Below are 24764 nucleotides of genomic sequence, written 5' to 3' on the forward strand. Positions count from 1 at the left end.
CCGAATCCGTACCCATAAAAAATGAAAAGCGAGTCATACAACTAAGGTCGCGATCATGGTTGGATGATCGTCGAATTTGGCTGATGTTGACTCGGCCCTCGCAAAGAATGATGCCATGAAGAAAAGCAAGCAAATGTCGGTGTTGTGGCTTCGATAAGAGTAAATTCAGCGCAAAAACAAACTTGACGATAGAAGAGTGAAAAGTTACCATAAAAGTGGACATTCTCCTTTTGAGTGGTTTTAGGTGTGGTAGCCCAAACTTCTATAAAAGGTCGGAATGTCCTTTTTTATTGCTCATTTTTCGACAAATTTTTTACAAGAGTCCAGTAAGAAACATTATTTTAGCATGTGAACCGCAATGGGTTGAAAAAGAGTTGGAAATGGATGTTTCTCTTGAGAAGGTTACCTTTGTCGGAGATGAGGATTTAATGAGCCAGGTGTGGACGAATTTGATTCATAATAGTATCAAATTTACCCCAAGCTTAGGGAGGATCTGTGTCCAGCTACAGCAGATTGAGCATAAAGCTATTGTGAAAATTTCCGATACAGGTATTGGTATCCCAAAAGAAGATCAAGTACGTGTATTTGAGCGATTTTTTAAGGCGGATAGAGCAAGGGAACGTTCAAAAGGTGGAAGTGGTTTAGGTTTATCCATCGTAAAAAAGATTATTGAAATGCACGAGGGGACTATTTTTGTTAACAGTGAAGAAGGGAAAGGAACTATTTTTACAATATCAATTCCAATTCAATCTCATTTAGAAACGTCACAGTGAATCAATCGCGCGAGCAAGGTGGAAGGTGATGGAGAGGAATCGCCTTTCTTTTATTTTCTTACATAAGGGAGATTAAAAAAACGTATCTACAAATATCGCGTAATTCAACAAGATTCCCTGAATAAATTGCGTGAATTGTCGTACTATTTATGCACAAATTTTCTTGCCTTTGTTTTATACTAAAACTACAGAGTTTGGGACAAGGAAGGTGATATTCATGGTACTTACAATGAAAAGTAAATGTCTGCGAAACAAATCCCTTATTAGATATAATGAATTACTTTTACTTATGCTTGCAAGGATATTCATGGTATGGCCTTTAACCATAAAACATTTTCAAAAGGTAGCGTCCAGAAACTTTGCTGCTGTGACATTCGTGATAAATGTAGATTTTTTTCTTAGCTCGTTATTCGTGCAAATGCAAAAGCTACGGAAGCGTACAAAGTCAGCGAAACGACTGTTGAAAGGGCGTCCTACACGTAAGGAAAGGAAGGTAAGATACACGTACAAGCCCGCTGATTTAGTTGTAAGTGTGACTAACAAATCAACGACGGGGAGGAAAAAGCAATGAATACAAATCTTGAAATGGGCGTTTTTATGTACTATAAGGAGGGGATGCTTCAGTCAATCTACCCGCAGGAAACGGATAAGCATGGTCAGGAACAACAGCTTCACTTCTACAGAAATAGAAACGAGAAAGCCCTCTTTATTAAAGAAAATCAAGAGAGGTTGAAGGTGGGAATGGAGAATGGCACCAAGGCATCACAGGCGTCAGGTCGAACACCATTGAAAGCGGGCAGTAGGTTCTGCATCAATATAGAGAAGTGGAAGCGGGACACAAGCTAAAAGTGGTGTATCAGGAAAGAACGCCTTCTTTTTTAAACCTTTTACCTGGCCGCATCGCGATCTTCTGAATTCGCTATAATGAAAGAGAAAGTCTGGAGATGGCTATGAATCCAATTTTACGAATGAGAGCGGTATTCATCTCGGCAACATAATGCCAAGATGAATACCGTTTTTTAAATTCTATCAATACCACTAAGAACCGTAGACTTTTTTGCCGTAATTATAACAGAAAAGGAAGCTCCTTATACGAAGGAACTTCCTTTTTGAAATTAATCCAGTACTTTTCCTTTTGTTTCTGGTACGCATAACAACATTGTTATGAGACCGATTGGATAAATGAGGAAAATTAATGACATTGCTCCAAAAAGACTTCCGCCCGTGGCGAGTATCCCAATAATTACAGGACCGAATCCCGCCAATCCACGACCCGTGCCGAAGATAAAGTTCTCAGCTGTTGAACGGGCTTCTGCCGGGTAGTTTTCCGCTAATACAGCTCCGAATCCACCCATCATACCATTAGCAAAAAAGCCGAGTAATGCGCTTCCCCATAATAATAATGTGGCATCTTTGAGTAAGAAGAAATAAACCAAGCAGTACACTGTGCCGCCTATATAATACAGCGTAAATGTTTTTCTACGTCCGATTTTATCAGCTAAGAAACCAAATACTGCAATTCCAATTAACATTCCAACCGTGGAAATAAACATCCAGCCACTGGCTTTCGCTAATGTATAACCATACTTATCGGCCAGAACGGTAGGCATCCAGGTGAAAATCCCATAATACCCGAAGTTTTGAATAAACGACATGACGATTAATCCGATTGTTGTAATCGTTATTTTTTTATTCGCAAACAACTTACTTAATGGGAATTTCTTCATGTTTTCCAGTTGTTTTGCTTCTTCTGCTGTTAATGTACCTTGTAGGGCTTTCATCTGTAATTGCTTTTTAAATTGTTGCTTCTTTTCCCACAGCTTTGGTTCACTTAAGCTTTTACGAACATATACCGCTAATAGTGCCGGGATTAATCCGAATAAGAACACGGCTCTCCAACCGAAATATGGAACGATGAGGACCGGTAGCAACGATGCGACCAGCACCCCGAATTGCCAGCCTAATGCCACAATGGAGGTTGCTTTTGCACGCATATCTTTTGACCATGTTTCCGTTACAATTGCCATCCCTATTCCAAATTCCCCGCCGACACCTATACCTACTAAAAAGCGAAGAAATAATAATTGCCAATAATCTGTTGCGAAATAAATAAGTGCAGTTGCTACGGAGAATAATAAAATCGATACAGCCATGGTTCGAATTCGTCCGAATAAATCAGCCAGAAACCCGAATAAATAAGAGCCTATTAGCATGCCGATGGTTGTAGCTAGTGTAAGATTCCCGCCCTGTGCAGGTGTTAGGTGAAATTCCTTTAAAATAAACACGAGCACAAAGGATAATAACAGCATATCCAATCCTTCTGCTGCATAGCCAAGTACAGAACCGAACAGCGTTTTATACCGTTTTGACTTGGACTCAACTATAACTTCTTGCGCGCTTGCTACTTCACTTGTCACGTTCATCATTACTCCCCCTACTATTTACATACAGTCGCTATGGAAGAATAATAAAAGCCTTCTCACCTTAGTAGGTAAGAAGGCTAAATAAACATAATAATCCTTGTAAGAGGATGTTTAAAAAGTCCGGGAAACAGCACTGCGAATTTCTGTGTTGCGTTGCCCCTCCGCTGCTCGGGTCTACCGCGCCTTGAACTTCACGGCTCTGTTTGCCCTCCTTTTTGAACAAGCTCTAGAAAAAGGATTCGTACGTTTAATCCGGCTTCCTTCTCAACCTCACGGGGTTGGGTTAAAGGACTGTAATAGATGTGTTTTATTTGTAACATTCTTTTGGCCTATTGTCAAATCATTTTCGTCATACAAATGAATAAAGAAAAAAGGATAAGAGATGGGAGAACCCCTCTTATCCTTTTTCAAATAATAAAATCCAAATATTTCCTAAACCTGAAAAATACGATCGATTTTTTCGATTTCCTCATTGGTTAGTTTTACATCTAATGTTTTTAGATTCTTTCTTACTTGTTCCGGTTGTTTAGCACCAGGGATTAACACATCAATGGAATCCCTGGTTAAATACCAGGCGAGAACTACATGTGCAACTTCCGCGTTTTTTGCATTGGCGATTTCACGTACCTGCTCCACCTTTTCCAGGTTGCGAACAAAGGCTTCACCTTGAAAGAGTGGATTTTTTGCACGACCGTCCTCAAATTTTGTATCTTTATTGTATTTTCCACCCAATAAACCAGCTGCAAGCGGGAAATAAGGGATAAATGAAATGTTATTTTCTGTTGTATATGGTAACAGGTCCTTTTCTGCATCACGCCTGAACAAGTTATATTCGGATTGCAGTACATCTACATAACCATCTTTGTTTGCTTCTTTTAATTGTTCAATAGAAAAGTTAGATACACCAATAGCTTTTATTTTTCCTGCATCTTTTAGTTCTTTTAATGCACCAACGGCTTCGTCTTTCGGTGTGCTTTCATCCGGAAAATGAATATAAAACAAATCGATATAGTCGGTTTGGAGGCGTTTTAGACTGCTTTCTACTGACTCCCTTAAAAAGGCGGGAGAATTATCGAGTACAATCTTGCCGTCAACAAACTTATGGGCGCCCTTGGTAGCAATTACAACATCCTCGCGTCTGCCTCTTTCTTTCAACACTTCACCGATTAATTCTTCTGAGCGCTCAGGACCATAAATGAAAGCTGTGTCTAAAAAGTTGATGCCATTGTCTAAAGCAGTCCGAACAACATCTTTCCCGGTCTCTTCGTTAAGGTTCGGATAAATATTATGTCCACCAACAGCATTTGTTCCAAGACCAATTGGATTTACATATAAATCTGTTTTTCCTATACGCGTTTGTTCAGCCATTTATGTTGGTCATCTCCTTTTTTTAACCTATTCCTATCATAACAAAACTTTAAAGTAGAATAGAATAAATTGGATTGATGAAACTGCACCTTTTATATACATGGCCAGGGGTTTACTCTTTTTTACTTAACATTTCATTTCTAACTAATGGATAGGTACACGTATCGGGCCTTTAGGTACAATTTTACTGCCTATTAGATCGGGATAAGTTTTTACGTCCTCAAAATAATTCGTATTCTATTAACCATATGTTGTTACTACTGGTTCATCGATAGAGCTCTTCTTCCTCGTCGATGTTCCTGAAAAAGAAAAGTACGTCCACATTCGCAAAAGCTTCTCTACGGGACCATATTTAAACCGCTTCAAGTACCAGTAGCTACCAATAATTTGGAGCATAAATATCCCAATCGACAGAAAAATTCCTGACAGAACGCCTAGTTTTCCAAATAGGCCGAATCCGTACCCATAAAAAATGGTAGTGCAAATCACCGTTTGCAATAAATAATTGGACATCGATAATTTTCCAACATAGTTACAACCCTCCCGGCACGAAGATCATTGTAATGACAAAAAGAGAGAGAGGATATGCTGCTATCGTTGTTGAAGATAATGGCAAAGGGATGGATGAAGAGACAAAGAACAACTTATTTGAACGTTATTATCGCGGTACAAATACTGATGATAAAACAGAAGGTGTGGGACTGGGCATGAGCATTGCAAAGGCTATAGCCGAGGTTCACCAAGGAAAGATTAAAGTGGAAACAAGCATAGGCAGGGGAACGAAGCTTTTACTAACTTTTCCGTATATGCATCCTTAGATGTATATAAGCTTGATAACTGATATAAGCAGTATGTTATCCATGTATTTTCGAAAATTGGAATATAAAGTATAATACCTCGATAGTATACTTTAATAGGATGTGATGAAAATAGGGTACGGGATGTCGTTATATGAACAAGTGAATAGAATCAAAGAGAAGATTTTGTTGGCTAAGGAGAAGGATAGCAGCTTTGACGTATTCGGCTCCACAAAACATAAATATGAATGGAACATCCCTATATCAAGTGAAGAGGTTCGAGACTTTGAAAATCGAAATAACATAACTCTTCCGGAAGCGTTTAAGCTGTTTATTACAGAGATAGGTAACGGCGGGGCTGGTCCTTATTATGGTATATACAAGGTAGCTACGGATAGCCATGATGGTTATTTGTCCAAGCCATGCAAGTTGCACCCTCATTTATCAAATGAAGAATGGGGTCATCTAACAAGTTTTGAAGATGATGATAATCTTACTGACGAGCAATATGATTCGCATTATAATGCACTTTTTCAAGGCATGCTTCGCATAGGAACGCAGGGATGTACGTATGACATGATGTTAGTCGTAAGCGGGGAATATAAAGGACGTGTCGTGTACATCGATGGTGATTTACAAAAACCATTCTTTACATATGAGAATAACTTTTTAGATTGGTATGAGCGTTGGCTGGATGAAATTATCCAAGGCTATGAAATAGATTGGTTTGGGATGTTGATGGGCGGCGATGATGCAGAGCTTATGAATAAATTCCATACCAGTAATGATGAGGAGTACAAAGTTAATGCGATTTGGGGAATGAATAAATTACCTCATTTGCTGCCTGAAACGATTCGTTTTCTTGAGGAACAGTGTCACAATCCCTCACATGCTATTAAAAGTGTTTCACTGCAACTGCTAACAAAAAACTGCTACACAAAAGCAAAATCATTCCTACAACAATGGCTGGAGAGCGATAATGAAGACGACACATTGAAAGCGTTGAAATATATTTATTGGTATGTTGAAGAAGATGTACAAGACTTTGTAAAGCCAATAAAAACAGTGTTATCTACTACTAAAAATCCCGAGAATTTCAGATTTATCACATATATACTGGAGAAGAGCAGTGAGGAAGATGCTTCGCTGTATGTCCCGTTTTTTACTCATCCAAATAAAGAGATCAGGACCTGTGCCATACATACAGTAGGCAAATCCAAAGAGAAAGAAAAATATTTACAGGATTTGATTCAATGTTTACAAGACGATGAAGTATCAGTAAAGCGTATGGCCATTCAAGCATTGAGAGATGTTACTAATCCCATTCTTTTACCCTGTTATGAAAAAATCCTGGATGAGTATAAAACAAATGAGCACTATATATTAAGTAATGTGATGCATAGACTAGAGGAATTTGGTGTGCAAGCGAAATCTATTTTAGAGAAGGCGAAACAACATCCTGATAAAGAAATCAAAGACAGTGCATATAGAATGTTAAAGGAAATAGAATAATGCTGGAAATCGTTTACGCCGAGAATATTATCGTTGGCGTGGTAAAAGATAATCAGTTTACATGGTATATTCTCGATAAGGATGACCTATACGATGTTTTATATGACCAATTAGATTATGTAGCAATGAGTAATCTTATTGAAGAACACAAGACAACGGTTGAATATTTGAGAACATGTATGTTGAAAGAACACTATCGATGTGCGGATGATACCCTGAAATTCAATCCATCCGTATATATTAATTTTGATACGATGTGTTTATTTTCGTTATATCCAGAGTATACGGCATTTGAGAGGATGGTATATGGGAATTGGAAAGGTAAGTTTTTCGATTTTATGGATATAATTCCCGAAGAAGGGAAGTATTGGATTGTTAACGGGAAGAATTACATAGAAGATACATTCAACTACTTCGTAAAAAAAGGGATTCGGGCTGAATGGGATGTGCAGTAATACGGAGAACAGATTTCCAGATGGAATTCTGTTCTTTTTTTTGTGTTATAAAACTTCTGATTCGCTTGTTGTAGCAAGTGAAGAAAGGCTATAATCACGTTGCTTCTTCTTATATTTTAAATTTTCCTAAAATATAGTTTTATCCGTTTGTCCTATTCAATCGTTTCGAAAGTATGCTATAGTACTTTAAGCACATGAAAATCGTTACTATTAAGAAAAAGGCAAACTCGTTGAAAGGCGAGGACGCAAAGCCACGGGTCTAAAGCTGCATGCTGCAGCTATGACAGCCGGGTTGCCAAACCGAAGGCGAGGTAGGCTGTCGGATGGCAGGCTTCTTTTTTTTGAAGCTAACTCTTTATTTTTGAAAATGGGGAGGATTCTATCGCAATGACTAGTAGTCTTAGGAAAAAACTAACGTATGTGATGTGCATATTACTGATTGTGAGTCTTGCCTCGGTTTTTGTAGCAAGCTATTGGAGTTCTTCGCGGCTTCTGGAAACTAGTTTGAATAAAGAAGCCGAGCTGGGAGCGGACAATCTATCGATGGAAATCGATCAGTTTTTCCAAAAGAAAATCGCGATTATCGAAACGATAGGTAAACTAATTTCTGGAGAAAAAGAAAAGGACTTAAAATTAATTCAGCAAGCTCAGAAACAAAATCCTGAGTTTGAAACGTTTTTTTTCTCTTATGATTTGAGCGGAAAAAAAGTTATTAACTTCAAAGGTGAAGAGACAGATGTTTCCGATCGTTCTCATTTTCAGGAGGCTGGAGAAGGGAAAGGGAAGATTGTTGTATCTGAACCGGTTGTTTCAAAACGAACAGGCAATAACATCGTTACTATTATGGTCCCGTTGATGAGAAACAACCTACAGTATGGCTATATGGGATCAACTATCCCGATTAACGAAATTCAAAAAACAGTCGCTGAAGAGAAATTTGGCGAGCATGGCTACGCTTTTTTGGTTAGTAAAAAAGGGAATTATATCTGGCACCCGCAAAAGGAACTTATTTTGAAGGAATCGGTGCTCAAGTCAAATATTCCAGAGATTCAAACCGCTTTTAACGAGATCCAAAAAGGAGAGCATGGGGTAATCCAGTATCATAAAGATAATGTGGAACATATCGCTTCTTATGCTTCTACTTTACAAAACTGGGGTGTATACATCACTGCACCGACTAAAGAACTATACGCTCCAATTACGAAGCTCTCTATAAATCTAATTGTGATTTCTGCATTAGCTTTAATAATTAGTATCGGTTTAGTTTATCTGCTTTCAGTACAGCTTGTCCGACCTATCCAAAGATTGAATCGAGCGGTCAAGGAAGTTGCCGAGGGTGATTTAACAAATACGTTAACCGTACACGGAAAAGATGAAATCGCAGTGCTTTCCCATGATTTTAACAAAACAGTAGCCCACCTGAAGGATTTAATTCAGGGTGTCACGGTATCATCGGACCAGGTGCTAAGGGTTACCGGTGAAGTATCTGCAGGTATTGAGAGTGCAATGAACAATGTTCACCAAATCAACTCTTCTGTCCGCCAGATTGCGGAAGGTGCAAAGGTGCAAGCTGCCAGTTCACAGGAGGTAGCTATATCGATGAACGATATGGCAAGCGGAATCGTGAAGGTGGCAGAGACATCTTCTAAGGTATCTGAAGCGGCTCAAGAGGCGACCCAGCAAGCGGAACAAGGTACGACTGTGGTCGAGCAAGCCGTGAAGCAAATGAATAGCATAGGTGAAGGAACGACAAAGGCGGCATCTGCTATTGAACGTTTAAATGGCCGTTCCAAAGAAATCGAAGCTATTTTGGATACCATCACAGGGCTAACTTCTCAAATTAATCTGCTTGCATTAAACGCCTCGATTGAAGCGGCAAGGGCGGGTGAACACGGTCGTGGCTTTGCAGTCGTAGCCGGAGAAGTAAAGAAGCTGGCAAACCAATCCGAAGAGTCAGCAGGAAAAATTGCAGAATTAATTAGCGAAACCCAGCAGGATACGTTCAATGCTGTAGATGTGATCAACTCAAGCAGCCGGGATGTACAGGCTGGCATCGAACTCATCGAAGAAGTACGCATGAAATTTGCAAACATCTTAAACGCATCGCGCAACGTAGCAGATCATATTCTCGAAGTATCAGCCGCTTACGAGCAAATGTCAGCAGGTTCCCAAGAGGTAAGTGCTTCTGTAGAGGAAATGAACCACATTGCCAAACATGCGTCTGAAGATACAAAAAATGCGGCCAATGCTACCGAAGAACAAAACGTAGCAATCGAAACTATTTCTAATTCGGTTCAGCAGTTAAAAGAGGTTGTTGAAGAGCTGCAACAGAAGCTTGGAAAGTTCAAGCTTTAACAAAATAAGAGAGTAAAAAAATATATTATTATATAGGGGGAAAACATTATGAAAAAATACCAAAAATTATTGATGGCCGGTGCAATGGCTGTTTCGCTGCTAGGGACAAGTTTTACAGCTGCCGCTTCTGCAAATGTAATTGAAAATAAAGCGGAACAAACTGTAAAACAGGAAGTCCAGAAAAATGACAAGTACGAATCTCGCCTTGATGCTATCATTGAGAGAGGATACATTCTAATCGGTACTCCTGGAGATTACAAGCCCTTTACATACTTGAATCCAAAAACAGGACAATACGAAGGATACGATATTGATGCTATGAAGGAATTTGCTAAAAGCTTAGGAGTCGAAGCACGTTTTGTACAAACGTCCTGGTCTACATTGATGGATGATCTACTGGCAAATAAATTCGATATTGCTGTTGGAGGCGTTACCCGTAACACGGATAGACAGAAGAAAGCATATTTAAGCCAAGGATACATTCAGTTTGGTAAGGCTCCGCTAATTCGAGCAGAGAATAAAGATAAATATAAAACGATTGAAGATATCAATAAGCCAGATGTGCGCATTGGGGTCAATCCAGGAGGAACCAACGAAAAATTCGTTCGTGAGCATCTGAAAAATGCAAATGTAACTGTTGTGCAAAATAATTTGGATATCCCGGGTCTTGTGGCCAACGGTACGTATGACGTTATGATAACCGATACACTTGAAGCGCTTATTTATGCAAAAGCGGATTCTCGTTTGTATGCTGCTTTGGCTGACAATCCATTTACTAAGAGTGAAAAAGGTTACATGATTCCTCGCGGAGATTTTATTTTCGCTAGCTATTTGAACCTGTGGATGGATGAAATGAAGCTACAAGGTAAATTTGACGAGCTTTATAATAAATGGATTAAATAAATCTTATTATCAGGGCTGACTCAAAAGGTTATGAGTCAGCCCTGATAACTTTTTTGATGGATAAGAAACGATATTAAATTTCCAGATAAGGTCCATCCCGCCAAGGATGACCGCCTTTATATGGACCATAGGATGGAGCATGATATGCCTGTTCAGGTGACAATGCTGGAAATCTTGAAGCTGTAATTAAATCACTACGGATAAAAAACGAATTTACTCCTCGTGCATCGGTTCCGATTAATGAATACCCTAATTTTTTTCCGAGCCCTGATAATGATGTTAGACTAGCGCCATAATAAGATGTACCGTCCCAGGCGAAATTTGGATTGTATTGTACCACCATTTTTTTCGGCGGAGGGAAAGACGCGTTATATTCAATGACTACAACCCTTGGTTTATATTCTGACAACGCTTCCCATACCCAATAATCATTACCATCTATATCAATCGATAATAAATCGAACGTAACAGGAACGTGCATACTTCTAAATATAGATACAATATTATCTCTGGTAATGAATTGATGTGCAGTTTTTACGGCTGGATAGGCAAAAAAGTTTGCACGTAACTTTTCATAGTTAGCTGCATTACCCTCAATCATAAGCCCTGACCAATTCTTAAATAAGGAAAGATAGGCGCTGTTGCATTCTAATCCATCCTGCACCCCAAATTCTACAAAGAATTTGTTCGTCGTACCTATACGTGAAAATAATTCCTCAATGATTCCATCTTCTCCGTTTTGAGAATGGATTTTCTTCTCATATAAATTTATAGTATCTGACAAATTGGTTTTCCCCCTATTTGTGTTTTATGTCATAGCATATTCATCAATCACTTGTATTTTGCTTTATTTTTTTGTTTATAGATCCTACGAACCATTTTCTTGGTTTAAGTTACAATAAAGTAAAATTATAGTACGATTATTATATATAGAAAGAAAAGGTGGAGTGATGATATGGAGTTTTCAGGGGAACCTATCATAACGATTCAGGATTTGAAAATGAGCTTTGGAGAGAAAAGCGTATTAAATGGTGTAAACCTGAATGTATATAAAGGACAAATCATCGGTTATATAGGACCTAATGGCGCCGGAAAGAGCACGACGGTTAAAATCATGCTGGGTCTTGTAGAAGGCTATTCCGGAGAAGTGAGAATTCTGGGAAGAGATATAGCTGACGGAAACATAGAGTACAAGAAAAGGATCGGGTATGTTCCTGAAATTGCTGAGATATACGATAACCTTACCGCCAGGGAATATCTAACTTTTATCGGTGAATTATATGGATTAGCATATGAAAGTGCTGATGAAAAAGCCAGGAAACTAATGAAGAGCTTCGGGTTAGAAGAAGTATATGATACAAGAATAACCTCTTACTCCAAAGGGATGAAACAAAAGGTGCTCATTATCTCAAGCCTGCTGCACAATCCAGATATATTGTTTTTAGACGAGCCTTTAAGCGGCTTGGATGCGAACAGTGTTATGGTTGTTAAGGAAATATTGGCGCAATTAGCCGCACAAGGCAAAACCATATTTTATTCCTCTCACATTATGGACGTAGTCGAAAAGATAAGCAACCGAATCATATTGTTGAACGGGGGCCAAGTGGTGGCTGACGGAAGCTTCGATGAACTAAAACACAAGTGCAAGGAAGGGTCATTGGAGGAGATATTCAATCAGCTTACAGGGTTTAATGAACATAGGGACATCGCTGAAGAGTTCGTATCCATTGTTCATGAGGTGAAGTAGGATGAAGGATTTTATGGTATTAAAGATTCTCGATCAGTTTAGGGGCATCTTCGGAAAGTTTGGCGTAGATTATGATGTAATGAGAAAAATTCTGCAAGTAAAGCTTATTATGGACGGAAGACGAGTTCCTACGATAATGAGCAATTCATCGAAGAAAAAAGACGAAACAAAAAATAAAGATGAAAATAAATTTATCAAGTCGTTATGGGTATACGGTTTATTGGGAATTATTATGCTTCCCTTTGTGTTGATGGGAGAGAATTATATCTTCCAAATGGGCGTAGTTTTTGGCATCCTCATGTTTATGATTACATCTTCTCTGATTTCTGATTTTTCCTCTGTACTTCTAGATATTAGGGATAAGAATATCATATTCTCCAAACCAGTCCACAGCAAAACGCTAAGCATGGCAAAAACGATCCACATATTTATCTATATGTTCTTCATCACGATTTCTGTTACAGGAATACCGTTGCTGGCAGCGCTAATAAAGCACGGAATCGCATTTTTTCTCTTGTTTTTATTAGAGCTTATTTTAATGGACTTACTTATCGTAGTTATTACTGCCCTATTGTATTTGTTTGTTTTAAAGTTTTTTGACGGGGAGAAGCTTAAGGATATTATTAATTATGTTCAAATCGGATTGTCCATCACCATTGCTGTAGGCTATCAATTACTGATCAGATTATTCAATTTTGTGGATTTTACTATCGCATTTACTCCGAAATGGTGGCAATATTTTATCGTTCCGATATGGTATGGAGCCCCTTTTGAAGTGCTGTTGCATGGCAATCATAATGTCCACTACATCACCTTTTCCATATTGGCTGTACTTGTGCCTATTGTGTCGATAATGATGTATATCAAGCTGATGCCTTCCTTTGAGAGAAATCTACAAAAGCTGGCGAACAATAGTATGAAAGGCAAGACAGGAAAGCGAACCATCCTTGGCGGAGTAGCGAAGCTCATTTGTTCGGGCAGGGAGGAAAAAACCTTCTTTCGGTTCGCATTCGATATGATGAAAAATGAAAGAGAGTTTAAGCTTAAAGTATATCCTTCATTGGGCTTCGCTTTGATTTTTCCCTTTATATTTATTTTTAACGGCTTGCGTGATGATGGATTTGAGAGTATCGCTTCCAGTCGGTTGTATTTGAATATATACTTCTGTGCATTGCTAATCCCTTCTGTTGTGATGATGCTGAAGTACTCGGGGAAATACAAGGGAGCCTGGATTTATAGAGTTGCCCCGCTCAAGGATATGGTGCCTATATTTAAAGGAGCACTAAAGGCGTTTATTGTACGGCTCTTGTTGCCTGTATATGTGATTGAAAGTGTTCTATTCTTAAGTATATTTGGAGTAAGGATCATACCCGATTTGTTTGTTGTATTTCTGGTGATGTTGCTATTCATAGTCATTTGTTTTTGGATGTTTGGCAGATCATTGCCTTTCTCGGAAGCATATGAAACTGCTCAACAAAGCGAAGGATTAATGATTATACCGCTTATGTTTATGCTTGGAGCCTTAGCGGGAGTGCATTATGCCTGTTCCTTGGTGGGATACGGTGTATATGTATACATGGCTATCGTGTTGCTCTTAAATGTAGTTGCATGGAAGAAAGGACTTTCTATAGGGTGGGATAAACTGAATAAATAACACATGATATTTCGTCTTATGCTTAGTAATAAGGGGTAGGAGAGCTGGAGAAAGAAGAGGGTAGACGCATGTGGCCGAGTGCTTCTTTTTCCAACAACCTACCTCTCGTTTTTCTTACTACAGCCCAAATAAAATGCTCAAAGCATAAGCGCCATGAGCCAAGGTGTCACACATAACGTAATGAGGGCTGCGAGTATCATCGACAGACTGGAAATCGTCCCCGCAATCGAACTGAATTCAAAGGCTTTGGACGTACCGGCCCCATGAGCGCTCGTACCGAGCAGTACCCCCCGGGCGATTTCGTTCTCAATCCGAAGCAACCGGATAACAATAGGTCCGATTACAGCGCCCATCAGACCGGTCATAATGACGAACACAGCTGTGATGGCCGGTACCCCCCCGATCGTTTCGGATACGCCCATTGCAATCGGCGTAGTGACAGAACGGGGAATCAGGCTGTCAACGATTTGTGTATTCAGATTCAGCCCTCTGGCAAGGAAAAGCGATGAAACAATGGCTACAACAGAGCCTGATAGCACGCTGACAAGAATTTCGGTCGCGTGCTTTTTCAATATGTTGAAGTATTTATAAAGCGGCACTGCGAATGCGATAGTAGCTGGTTGAAGCATGTTGCTTAACCACTGTGCACCTGTATTGTATGATTCATACGAGATATGAGTCCAGAGCAAGAAGGCGACGATAAGTAGAGGAGTGGTAAGCAACGGGGATAAATATACTTTCGGTTTGGTTTTATAGCACCATTTTGCCCCCCAGTACAATCCGATCGTGAGTATAAGGCTAAAAAGTGCGAGCATCATGAGCTTTTTTGCTCCTTTCGTTTAGCGATTTTATTTGCCAGTAGCCCGGTACAGGCCATGACAGCGACCGTGCTGAGAATGATGACAAAAACAACACGCACGCCATTATCCACGAGAATATGCTGGTATTTTATGATGCCGACAGCAGACGGGATAAAAAATAACAACAGTTCCGCCAGCAGCCACTTCGCGCCTAGCTCGATCCATTCCAGCCGGATGATTTTCGTTTGTAGCAGGATAAAAATAACGATAATACCTAAAATGCTGCCGGGGATCTTCCAGTGTAAGACCTCTACCAACTTGTTCATAATAAGGGAAAAGACGCAGAGAAGGATGATTTGCCCTATCCCTTTCATTATTGTTACCAATTCCGTTCGCTCCTTTCAGTGAAAAGTGTACAATATCCATTCTCATAGGTAAAATGCATATATAGAATACATACCATTCATTTTATCTATGATGAGCGAAGGAGATAGAAGATGGACGTACGGCATTTGCAATATTTCTTGAAGGTGGCCCATTATAAAAATTTCACAAAAGCTGCACAAGACCTGTACATCACGCAGCCAACCATTAGTAAAATGATTAAAAATATTGAGGAAGAACTTGGTGTCGTGCTGTTCAACCGTTCAGGTAAACAGGTGGAGTTGACGGATGCCGGTCAGGCCATCCTCATTCAGGCACAGGATATTGTGAATTCATTTCAAAATTTGTCGTCTGAGCTGGATGATCTGCGGAAACTAAAAAAAGGCTTCATTCGCATAGGTCTTCCTCCTATGATCGGTTCTAGCTTCTTTCCGAAAGTAATTGGAAAATTTCGTGAGCAATACCCTGAGATTATGCTTCAGCTTGTGGAAGACGGGGCAAAAAAAGTGGGCATGGATGTGGAAAATGGCATGCTAGATATCGGGGTTGTATTATCGCCGACGAACGGGGAAATTTTTCATTCATTTTCCCTTGTTAAAGAGAAACTGAGACTGCTTGTCCATCCATCCCATCCATTGGCGAACAGAGAAGCCGTATCGCTGCCTGAGCTGGCGCAGGAAGCATTCGTATTTTTCCGCGAAGACTTCGCGCTTCATGACCGGATTATTGCAGAGTGTGTGCAGGCAGGATTTCAGCCGCATGTTATATATGAGAGCTCACAATGGGATTTTATCAGTGAGATGGTAGCAGCTAATCTTGGTGTTGCTTTTCTTCCGGAGCCGATTTGCCGGGAGCTTGATACGGATCGGATTCGGGTGCTGCCACTCATCGATCCGGTTATTCCATGGCATCTCGTCATGATTTGGCGCAAGGATCGCTATCTTTCGTTTGCTGCCAGAGAATGGATTCGATTTACACAGGATCTTTTCCTCAAAAAAAGATTGATGTGAGATAATCCTCATTTTAACGGTAGGAAGGAAAGTAGTTCCTGCTTTTTTGATATTTTAAAAGATTGCTTTTGATATAATATAGTCATCACACCATGCCCCAAACGGGCGTCGGTCCGGCCTTGGCGCCACAAAGCGGCCGTGTCCCTTCTTTGTGAGAAAAAGACGGGGGAACACGCCGACGCGTGTATTTTCTTTCTTCTACTCTATGGATAATCAACAGGTATGATATTTACCATCATTTATAGGGGATGGCGTTATGATTACAGTACCTGGGTATGAAATTCACGAAGTCATTCTTGAAGACCAACATATTGTCGTTGCCTATGCTTCCTGTACGCAAACCAAGCGCAAAGTAATAGTGAAAATGGTAAAAGAGGGTCCGAGGACGATTATTGAGAATGCTAAATTAATGCATGAGTTTGAGATAGCGAGCAGTTTGGATATTCCGGAAATCGTAAAGCCGCTCTCACTCTTGAAGCAGGGCAATTCAATGATAATCATTTTGCAGTCAATTAAAGGAGTAACGTTGCGGCACTATTTCCGTTCTTATCGTGTTTCGTTTCGGGATTTTGTTCAACTTGCCATCCGGATTTCCTGTGTTATGGATAAATTGAATCAGCATAATATACTGCATATGAACATAAGCCCTGATACGATCGTGATAGAGCCTGTCTCTACAGGCATTTATGTTACTGGCTTTGGTTATGCAATCCGTTCAGAAGACGGAGGCCAGCACATTCGCAACACTCCGTTATTAGAAGGAAGCCCGCCTTATATGTCGCCGGAACGCATTGGACGGATAAACGATACGATTGATGTGAGGTCTGACTTATATTCTTTAGGGGTTGCTTTATATGAATTACTGAGTGGCAGAAAGCCGTTTCATGCTAATGATCCGCTTGAATGGGCCCATGCTCATCTCGCTATAAAGCCACTACCTTTGGTAAGGGAAACGACTCCTATACCGGAGTCCATATCCCGTATCCTCTTGAAGTTGCTCGCCAAAACGGTGGAGGAACGCTATCAGAATCCAAGCAAGCTAATACAGGATTTGGAGGAATGCCTGTATCAGTTAGAAACAGGGGAGAGTTGTGAATCGAAAGAGGCAGTTTTCCACTATGAGCTATCTCTCGGAGACAGACATGTACAGCGTTTGGATTCCCGTCTTCATCTGACTAAGGAGCAGGCAAGTGTAACAGAGTCGAAGACCAATGTTCCGATAACTCGCTCTGGATACGCCCAAATGCTTGATTTGGCTGCGCTTATGAAAGCGTCAAAGGCTTTTTCAGAAGAGAAGGACCCTGAGCGGCTTATGCATACGTTAATGAATATTATATTGGAAGACGCGGGGGCCCAACGAGGCTGCTTAATCGGGATTACAGAAGAAGCGTTATATATAGAAGCTGTTGTAGAGGCGGGAGGGGGAGCTGCTATTCTGGATACCATTCCCCTTGATGAATACGATGGTGTATTCCATGAGTTTGTGCGCTGCGTTGCAGCGACAAGAGAGCTTATTATTATTAACGATGCATATAGGAAAGGAAGATTCGTGAATGCTTCCTATGTGGTCCGATGCCGACCTAAATCGCTCCTTGGATTGCCCATTTATATTCAAGGTCGGCTAGCAGGTATTCTCTATTTGGAGAACAATCTTACACGAGGTGCTTTTGCCTTTGATTCTCATGAGGTTCTGCATATGCTCGCTTCCCAGGCATTCTATGTTAAAAAGCAGCGGTCTTCTTTAAAAGGAGCAAGGAGGCTGAAGGGTAGCGAGTATATACTTTCGCCTTCGGCCAATCTTCTGACAGAGCGCGAATTGGAAATAGTCCGTCTGATGGCAGCAGGCTTATCAAATAAGGAAATTGCAGCTCGCTTATTCATAGCGACTGGTACGGTCCATGTTCATATTAAGCATATTTATGCCAAGCTGAAGGTTAACCGCCGGATTCAGGCGGTGACCAAAGCGGCCGCGCTTGGTCTATTAGAAGATATATAACTTTGTTTTGACCGGACAGGAGCATCTGGAGCCGAACTTAGCTGGTAATAAGAAAATCTCGCAGGCGACTATGCTTTCTTATCCGTCAAAAATAGGGATTTGTAGGGAGTGTATCCACTTCCCGCAAATCCCCTCTTCACCATCAACCTTCCAGCAGCAAGGTTTCCGGGTCTTCCAGCAATTCCTTTACTCTTGTTAAAAAGCTTACTGCTTCTTTGCCATCAACAATCCGATGGTCATAAGACAGGGCGATGTACATCATAGGTCGGTTCTCCGATCGCTCTTTATCAATCGCGACTGGCCGCAGCTGTATCTTATGCATACCGAGAATGCCAACTTGAGGAGCATTCAGAATCGGTGTGGATAAAAGGGAACCGAAAATCCCGCCATTAGTAATAGAGAATGTGCCGCCCTGTAGGTCGGCTAAGCCAAGCTTGTTATCTCTGGCTTTTTTGGCTAGATTGGCAATCTCCGTTTCCAATTCAGCAAAGCTGAGCCGATCCGCATCCCGGACGACAGGAACAACCAGCCCGCCTTCAGCAGCAACAGCAATCCCGATATCATAATATTTTTTGAGTAGGATTTCTTTGTCTTGAATTTCTGCGTTAAGCAGAGGGAAGGCTTTCAGGGCGCCTACAACTGCTTTTGTAAAGAAAGACATAAAGCCAAGCTTTATATTGTGCTGTTCGACGAACTTTTCCTGACGACGCTTGCGCACATCAAGAATGGCAGTCATATCCACTTCGTTGAATGTTGTCAGCATCGCTGCGCTATGCTGGGCATGGACCAATCTTTCGGCAATGGTCTGCCGGCGTCGCGACATAGGAATGCGTTCTACAGGCTTCTCAGTGCCGATTGACGTACCAGCGAGAGTGACTGGTTTTGCACTAGTACTCACTTTTTTCTCTACAGGGTTAGCTTTGGCTGGTGCTTCAGCCGCTTTTCGTGATTCCGGCTGCGCCGCGCTATTTGCCTTTACATCTTCTGCGGTAACCCTTCCGAGCGGGTCCTGGCTTCTCACGTTGTGCAAGTCAACGTTTTGTGTTCTCGCCAGCCTCCGTGCAGCAGGTGTAGCTGCCCGGGAGCTAAAGCTTTTTTCTCTTTGGACGTCATTGGAAGCGGGAGCAGGTTCCCCCTTTTCTTCTTTAGGTTGGGCTATTTCTTTTTCCGTTGCTTGCGCTTCGGCCTTAGAAGGAGCGCTTTGTCCTTGGGCTGGAGCGACCCCTTCTTCAATCATAGCAACAACATCTCCCACCTGAACCGTATCTCCTGGCTCACGCATGATTTTTGTCAGTGTTCCATCTTGTTCTGCGTTAAGCTCCATGTTGACCTTATCTGTCTCCAGTTCAGCCAGTACTTCGCCCTGGGTTACCGAATCGCCTTCTGATTTTAGCCATTTTACAATGGTTGCTTCTGTTATTGATTCTGCCAATTCCGGTACTTTTACTTCACTCATGAGTATGACCTCCTGCCTTGACAGTCTTTGGTTCTGTAATAAGCAATGCTTGCTTCACAATACGCTGTTGTTCTATCTTATGGAAATCCGGCAATCCTTCAGCCGGGCTGGAGCGATGAGGACGCCCGATATAGCGGACAGGTACTTGAGTTAATGTTTTTAGCCGTGGTTCCATATACGACCAAGCGCCCATGTTCTTAGGCTCTTCTTGCACCCAGATGACTTCTTTTAGTTGTTTGCATTGCTCCAGTAGTTTCTTCAATTCTTTTTCCGGGAATGGGTAGAGCTGTTCGACACGTACGATATGAATTCTTCGATCAGCAAGCTGTAATGATTCCCATTCCGCTTCCAGGTCGATGGCGACCTTTCCTGAGCACAGAATAAGGCGCTCAGCTGTTTTTGCATGTTCTTCCAGACCAGGTTGCTCCAATAAAGGTCTAAAGGCGCCTTCACTTAATTCTTTTAAACGTGAAGCAGCACGAGGATTACGCAGCAAGCTCTTCGGCGTCATAAGGACCAACGGACGTGCGTTCTCTGTTCCGAGTCTTGCCGCCTGGCAGCGCAAGAGATGGAAGTATTGGGCTGCGCTTGTCAGATTAGCGACCGTCCAGTTATTCTCTGCTGAGAGTTGCAGGAAGCGTTCGAGGCGGGCGCTGGAATGCTCCGGCCCCTGTCCTTCATAACCGTGCGGCAGAAGCAGCACCAGGTTTGAGACTTGCCCCCACTTGGCTCGGCCTGAGGCGATGAATGTATCGATAATAACCTGCGCCGCATTGGCAAAATCACCGAACTGCGCTTCCCATATCACTAAGGTCTTCTTTGCCAGCACATCGTATCCATATTCGAAGCCCAGAACGCCCGCTTCCGACAGAGGGCTGTTGTACACGGCAAACGAGGCCCGAGCCCCTGAAAGATGCTGTAGTGGAATATATCCCTTCCCGGTCTTGTAATCATGCAAAACAAGATTGCGTTGAGCAAATGTTCCCCGCTCCGTATCCTGGCCGGTAACGCGAATCGGAGTACCGTCTGTCAGAATTGTAGCGAAAGCGAGTGTTTCAGCGAATGCCCAATCAATACTACTCTCAAGAGCTTCTTCCCTGCGTTTCAGGATTTTCTCTAATTTAGGATAAACGGAGAATCCTTCCGGCCAGTCAAGGAGCTCTTTATTTATTTCAGCAAGCGTGGCAGCCGGTACACGTGTGTCCATATTTGTCTCGTCTTTGTTTTGCTTTACTGGTGAAGGTGTTTCTGGTTCTTTTTCCAGATTTTTCATTTTTTCGTAGGCCTTTTTTAACCGTTCCTGAACTACTTGCCTCATTTCGTTCGCAGCTTTCTCATCGATAATCCCGTTCTGCTGCAGCATATTTGCGTACAATGCCGGAACTCGAGGATGTTCAGCTACTTTGGCATATAAGAGAGGCTGGGTGGTTGTCGGATCATCCATTTCATTGTGCCCGTAACGCCGATAACCGATTAAATCAATCAAAAAGTCTTTTTTGAAGGTCTTCCGATATTCATAAGCTAGGTGGATGGCCTGTAGGCAAGCCATCGGATCGTCGGCATTGACATGAACGATCGGGATTTCATATCCTTTTGCCAGGTCGCTCGCATAACGAGTCGATCGTGAATCTTCGCTTCCTGTTGTGAAACCGATCTGGTTGTTAGCGATAATATGAATAGTACCGCCTGTACGGTATCCCCTTAACCGGCTCAAATTGAGCGTTTCCGCAACGACTCCCTCACCGGGGAAGGCTGCGTCACCATGAATGGAAATCGTATACGCTTTGGTGAAATCGAGTTTAGGTGGGCCAGCTACCTGCCTGTCTTCCTGAGCCGCCCGTGTGTAGCCTTCTACGACCGGATTGACGAATTCAAGATGGCTCGGGTTATGGGCCAGCGTTAACCTCAGGCGAGCCGAATCTTCTCCTGTCATTTCCCGATCGGCGCCCAGGTGATATTTGACGTCTCCTGTCCAGCCGTAGTTCATACCCGTGGACCCTTCAGATGGGATCAAATCCTTATTGGGCGAATGGTGAAACTCAGAAAAAATCTTCTCGTACGGTTTGCCCAAAATATGGGCCAGGATGCTTAGACGCCCACGGTGTGCCATGCCAATCAGCACATGGCTAACCCCGTCTCGTGCGCTTTGGCGAATCATTTCGTCAACCATGGGGACGAGCATTTCCAGACCTTCGATGGAAAAACGTTTCTGGCCTACAAATGTACGATGCAGAAATTGTTCGAATTCCTCGACCTCCGTTAACTTCCGTAAAATAGCGATCTGATCATCATTGCCAAGTGTTTGTTTAATTTCTTCTGTTTCTACCATTCGATTGAGCCAATTTCGCTCCTCGAGGTTGTTTACATGCATGAACTGATAAGCCATTGAGCTTATGTACACTTCGCGAAGATGTGTAATTACATCCCACCCCGTTTGAAGACGGGCCGGTGCCTCGGGCCAGACGACTCGTGCTGGGATGGCTTGCAAGTCTTCTTCACTAAGACCATAAGCGGGAAGATCAAGCGGTTGTACATCGGCTTCTTCATTTGTAAAAGAGTTAATCTTTGCATACAGATGTCCGTTAATGCGAATATCGTCCGCTAATTTGGATGCGGCAACGACCTTCCCAAGCATATCCACAGTATTGGTGTTTTGCTGTATTGCTGTAGGATAGTTTTCTTCGCCATCGTATAACGGTGGTGCTCCCCATTCATCGAACAGTTCCCTCATATCTTGTGCGATGGCTTCTGGATCTTGAAGATACTGTGCGTATAATTGATGTACATAGCCCAAATTCGGACCGTCGAAATTCTGCCATGGTGTGTTGCTTCCGATTTGATTGTGAGCCAAGTTGTAACACCTCCAGCATTGATAAAGATTAAGAGGAGAAAGAGTCTCTATGATGACTTTTTCCTCAAGCATCCCTTATAAAAACATTTTCTATACATCTTTATGTGACAGTAGGGCGATTCATCATATTTATCTTCCTTTTTATGGTAGTGTATAATTTGTATACAACATGCCGGAATACGTATCATGAAGTATTTAGCTTTACCACATGTCACACCTGTTGATTATCAATATATTGGAAGGAAGAAGAATGGTGTGGTGGCTATCCACTCTGGATTGTACTGGATAATCAACACCTTTGGGCCTCTACAATTATTATTGCAGTTATTGTTAGTTTCATTATTTTTTACGCTATCGGGTCATATAACGGACTGATGAAACTCCGAAACTGGGTAAAGGAAGCGACGACTTCGATGTATATTTCGCACCTGTTTTATCGGGCTTGGAAGCAGAGAGGAAGCCTTTTCGCCACCCATTCCCCGATTGAAAGTCGAATCGAACGCCTCAAGAACATGTGAAAAGGTGGCATGAAATGAATCAAAAGTGTAAAATCTGCAGCTCAAATACGAGAGAATTCCTCGATAAGCAATTCAATGTCCATTATTACTATTGTGAGACATGTGAATTTATATCCAAAGATGAAGCTGCTATCGTATCTCCAGAAGATGAAAAGACAGAATATGACCTGCATAACAACTCGTATGATAATGAAGGATATGTGAATATGTTCAGAAGTTTTTACGACCAGAGCATTAAGAACTTTGTATGTGGGAGACATACGGCTCTGGATTTCGGAAGCGGTCCTGAGCCGGTTTTTGCCAGGATATTATCAGAAGAGTACGGTTATCATACGGATATTTATGATCTGTATTATTCTCCCATGAAAGTGTATGAAGGAAAGAAGTATGATTTGATTACTTCTACGGAAGTTGTAGAGCATCTGAAGGAACCGATGGAGTATTTCAGATTGTTCAAGGAATTACTTAAAGAAGATGGGCTCCTCGCTATTATGACGCTCTTCCATCCAAGGGACGACGAAAAGTTCTGTACCTGGTATTATCGGAGGGATAAGACACATATTTCTTTCTACACTCCGAAAACGATGGCGTATATTGCAAAGGAATTACGGATGCATGTAAGGTACATTGATGAAAAAAGATATTGTTCCTTCGGCTTTAACGAGACCAGGAGATGATAGTGCTTATAGAGGATGTTCAAAAAGTCCGGGAAACAGAACTGTGAATTTCTGCGTTGCGTTGCCCCTCCGCTGCTCGGGTCTACCGTGCCTTGAGCTTCACGGCTCTGTTTGTCCTCCTTTTTGAACAAGCTCTTATAAGGAATGACATATGGCTATAGTTATATAGAATTCACTTGACGTAGCAACAAAGGTTCAGGTGGTTTGAGGTGGGAGAATTGGAGAAAGAAGAGGTTGGATTCGCCCTGCGCCCCGGCAAAAAAAGGCTGGCTTTTCTTGCTTCTCACCACAAGAGTCTGTTCATTTATCAAGTCAGATGCATATAGATTAACGGGGCTATTCCTTGATAATTTCTTTTACTCTGCCTACTTGTCCATCTGTAAGACGTACTTTAATACCATGAGGATGAAAGCTTGAATTAGTCAGGATGTCCTTGACAATTCCTCTTGTTGTTATCCCGGTTCGCTGGTCTTTCTTTAACACGATGTCCACCTGAAGGCCCGGAGTAATGTTCGCACGATGTTGACCGCTCATTTATACACCTGTTCTTTTTCGCTGATTGTTCGGTTTTTTTGTTTGCTGGCTTTTCATTTTCTGTGTCGTTTTTGCGGCGTGCATAGACGACTTTCCACTTGATTGCTCCTGTTTTTTGCTGGCGAGCTTTTGCTTTATCGCTTCCTGTAGACTGATTTTTTTCTTTTCGGAAGGTATATTATCTTTGTCATTGTTTGTAGAATTAGACATATTTATAAATCTCCTTTGATGAACAAATTTTAAACTGACTCTAAAGAGTATCTTCAGTTATAACCGCTATTATAGTATAGTGGATGCCCAAAAAACATCGGCTCTAAGAATAATACTGACTTTTTTCTGCCGAGGCGTAGAGCATATCCAACCTCTTCTTTTTTGCTCGTGTTCATCCCTCGTACTGCTAAACATAAGTAAAAATATCCAAATGACCCGAAAAATAATCATTTGTAAACAACTAGAACAAAGAATAATGAGATTGTTGTTTGTGTTTTAAGGCGCTAAGTGGTATTCTTATCACGAAGTAAAAAAGGTAAGAAGATTAAGTGGACGATTCT

23 protein-coding genes, 1 pseudogene and 1 riboswitch are annotated in these 24764 nt (G+C 41.6%); of the genes and pseudogenes, 12 read left to right on the forward strand and 12 right to left on the reverse strand.

Features of this window, described 5'->3' with window-relative positions:
• Positions 1–211 (reverse strand): hypothetical protein (locus AF333_RS36385; RefSeq protein ID WP_235497035.1); only part of this gene is annotated, 211 nt, incomplete at its 3' end.
• 169 nt (positions 212–380) lie between these two features.
• On the opposite strand from AF333_RS36385, the gene AF333_RS26470 reads away from it, so the two are divergent.
• Together AF333_RS26470 and AF333_RS26480 are read left to right on the forward strand one after the other, a co-directional pair.
• Complete coding sequence (locus AF333_RS26470; protein ID WP_053432785.1) at positions 381–773, forward strand: sensor histidine kinase; 393 nt, start codon at positions 381–383, stop codon at positions 771–773.
• Positions 774–1340: 567 nt separating this feature from the next.
• A complete protein-coding gene (locus AF333_RS26480) occupies positions 1341–1619 on the forward strand; it encodes a hypothetical protein (RefSeq protein WP_043065309.1) in 279 nt (92 codons plus the stop codon).
• 269 nt (positions 1620–1888) lie between these two features.
• Here AF333_RS26480 and AF333_RS26485 read toward each other — a convergent pair whose 3' ends face one another.
• The 3 genes and pseudogenes from AF333_RS26485 to AF333_RS26495 all read right to left on the reverse strand — a co-directional run.
• Complete coding sequence (locus AF333_RS26485; protein ID WP_074715249.1) at positions 1889–3199, reverse strand: MFS transporter; 1311 nt, start codon at positions 3197–3199, stop codon at positions 1889–1891.
• 429 nt (positions 3200–3628) lie between these two features.
• Positions 3629–4564: an aldo/keto reductase gene (locus AF333_RS26490; RefSeq protein ID WP_043065311.1), complete on the reverse strand. Its 936-nt coding sequence runs from the start codon at positions 4562–4564 to the stop codon at positions 3629–3631.
• Between the two features lie 240 nt (positions 4565–4804).
• Positions 4805–5092: pseudogene (locus AF333_RS26495) on the reverse strand (DUF418 domain-containing protein); the annotation flags it as partial.
• 35 nt (positions 5093–5127) lie between these two features.
• Between AF333_RS26495 and AF333_RS26500 the strand changes: the two are divergent.
• From AF333_RS26500 to AF333_RS26520, 5 genes are all read left to right on the forward strand, one after another.
• The gene (locus AF333_RS26500; RefSeq protein ID WP_043065313.1) at positions 5128–5382 is read left to right on the forward strand and encodes an ATP-binding protein; all 255 of its coding nucleotides are present in this window, start codon (positions 5128–5130) and stop codon (positions 5380–5382) included.
• A gap of 105 nt (positions 5383–5487) precedes the next feature.
• Positions 5488–6873, forward strand: a complete 1386-nt coding sequence (locus AF333_RS26505; RefSeq protein WP_074715243.1) for an SMI1/KNR4 family protein — start codon at positions 5488–5490, stop codon at positions 6871–6873.
• Positions 6873–7328, forward strand: coding sequence for a hypothetical protein (locus tag AF333_RS26510; protein ID WP_043065315.1), 456 nt, complete (start codon positions 6873–6875; stop codon positions 7326–7328). Before AF333_RS26505 ends, AF333_RS26510 begins: the two co-directional genes overlap by 1 nt.
• Before the next feature lie 210 nt (positions 7329–7538).
• Positions 7539–7628, forward strand: a riboswitch (cyclic di-GMP riboswitch).
• 87 nt (positions 7629–7715) lie between these two features.
• Positions 7716–9683 (forward strand): methyl-accepting chemotaxis protein, encoded by a 1968-nt coding sequence (locus tag AF333_RS26515; protein ID WP_043065316.1) that lies wholly within the window; start codon positions 7716–7718, stop codon positions 9681–9683.
• 48 nt (positions 9684–9731) lie between these two features.
• Positions 9732–10586, forward strand: a complete 855-nt coding sequence (locus AF333_RS26520; RefSeq protein WP_043065317.1) for a transporter substrate-binding domain-containing protein — start codon at positions 9732–9734, stop codon at positions 10584–10586.
• A 73-nt stretch (positions 10587–10659) separates the two neighbouring features.
• On the opposite strand, the gene AF333_RS26525 is transcribed toward AF333_RS26520, so the two are convergent.
• Positions 10660–11370 (reverse strand): hypothetical protein, encoded by a 711-nt coding sequence (locus tag AF333_RS26525; protein WP_043065318.1) that lies wholly within the window; start codon positions 11368–11370, stop codon positions 10660–10662.
• A 171-nt stretch (positions 11371–11541) separates the two neighbouring features.
• Between AF333_RS26525 and AF333_RS26530 the strand changes: the two genes are divergently transcribed.
• Entirely contained in the window at positions 11542–12333 is a 792-nt protein-coding gene (locus AF333_RS26530; protein WP_043065319.1) for an ABC transporter ATP-binding protein, read from the forward strand.
• A gap of 1 nt (position 12334) precedes the next feature.
• Complete coding sequence (locus AF333_RS26535; protein WP_043065320.1) at positions 12335–13987, forward strand: hypothetical protein; 1653 nt, start codon at positions 12335–12337, stop codon at positions 13985–13987.
• Positions 13988–14124: 137 nt separating this feature from the next.
• Here the strand turns inward: AF333_RS26535 and AF333_RS26540 are convergent, their stop codons facing one another.
• Positions 14125–14802, reverse strand: coding sequence for a CidB/LrgB family autolysis modulator (locus AF333_RS26540; protein WP_043065377.1), 678 nt, complete (start codon positions 14800–14802; stop codon positions 14125–14127).
• Positions 14802–15173, reverse strand: coding sequence for a CidA/LrgA family protein (locus AF333_RS26545; protein ID WP_043065321.1), 372 nt, complete (start codon positions 15171–15173; stop codon positions 14802–14804). Before AF333_RS26545 ends, AF333_RS26540 begins: the two co-directional genes overlap by 1 nt.
• A gap of 111 nt (positions 15174–15284) precedes the next feature.
• Here AF333_RS26545 and cidR point away from each other — a divergent pair, with 111 nt between their 5' ends.
• Positions 15285–16181: a cidABC operon transcriptional activator CidR gene (gene cidR, locus AF333_RS26550; RefSeq protein WP_043065322.1), complete on the forward strand. Its 897-nt coding sequence runs from the start codon at positions 15285–15287 to the stop codon at positions 16179–16181.
• A 256-nt stretch (positions 16182–16437) separates the two neighbouring features.
• Positions 16438–18177: a protein kinase domain-containing protein gene (locus AF333_RS26555; RefSeq protein WP_043065323.1), complete on the forward strand. Its 1740-nt coding sequence runs from the start codon at positions 16438–16440 to the stop codon at positions 18175–18177.
• A gap of 142 nt (positions 18178–18319) precedes the next feature.
• Here AF333_RS26555 and odhB read toward each other — a convergent pair whose 3' ends face one another.
• Positions 18320–19633: a 2-oxoglutarate dehydrogenase complex dihydrolipoyllysine-residue succinyltransferase gene (gene odhB / locus AF333_RS26560; protein ID WP_043065324.1), complete on the reverse strand. Its 1314-nt coding sequence runs from the start codon at positions 19631–19633 to the stop codon at positions 18320–18322.
• Positions 19626–22484, reverse strand: coding sequence for a 2-oxoglutarate dehydrogenase E1 component (locus tag AF333_RS26565; protein WP_043065325.1), 2859 nt, complete (start codon positions 22482–22484; stop codon positions 19626–19628). Before AF333_RS26565 ends, odhB begins: the two co-directional genes overlap by 8 nt.
• 532 nt (positions 22485–23016) lie before the next feature.
• Here AF333_RS26565 and AF333_RS26570 point away from each other — a divergent pair.
• Positions 23017–23679 carry a class I SAM-dependent methyltransferase gene (locus AF333_RS26570; RefSeq protein WP_043065326.1) on the forward strand — a complete coding sequence of 221 codons (663 nt, stop codon included), beginning with the start codon at positions 23017–23019 and terminating at the stop codon, positions 23677–23679.
• Between the two features lie 161 nt (positions 23680–23840).
• On the opposite strand, the gene AF333_RS36390 is transcribed toward AF333_RS26570, so the two are convergent.
• Genes AF333_RS36390 through AF333_RS26580 form a run of 3 tightly spaced genes read right to left on the reverse strand, consistent with a single transcriptional unit; the run spans position 23841 to position 24423 of the window.
• Positions 23841–23990, reverse strand: a complete 150-nt coding sequence (locus tag AF333_RS36390) for a hypothetical protein (protein ID WP_235497036.1) — start codon at positions 23988–23990, stop codon at positions 23841–23843.
• Between the two features lie 25 nt (positions 23991–24015).
• The gene (locus AF333_RS26575; RefSeq protein ID WP_043065327.1) at positions 24016–24213 is read right to left on the reverse strand and encodes a YwbE family protein; all 198 of its coding nucleotides are present in this window, start codon (positions 24211–24213) and stop codon (positions 24016–24018) included.
• Entirely contained in the window at positions 24214–24423 is a 210-nt protein-coding gene (locus AF333_RS26580) for a hypothetical protein (protein ID WP_043065328.1), read from the reverse strand.
• Between the last annotated feature and the right edge of the window lie 341 nt (positions 24424–24764).

Origin of the sequence: Aneurinibacillus migulanus, from assembly GCF_001274715.1 — a bacterium.
GTDB lineage: Bacteria > Bacillota > Bacilli > Aneurinibacillales > Aneurinibacillaceae > Aneurinibacillus > Aneurinibacillus migulanus.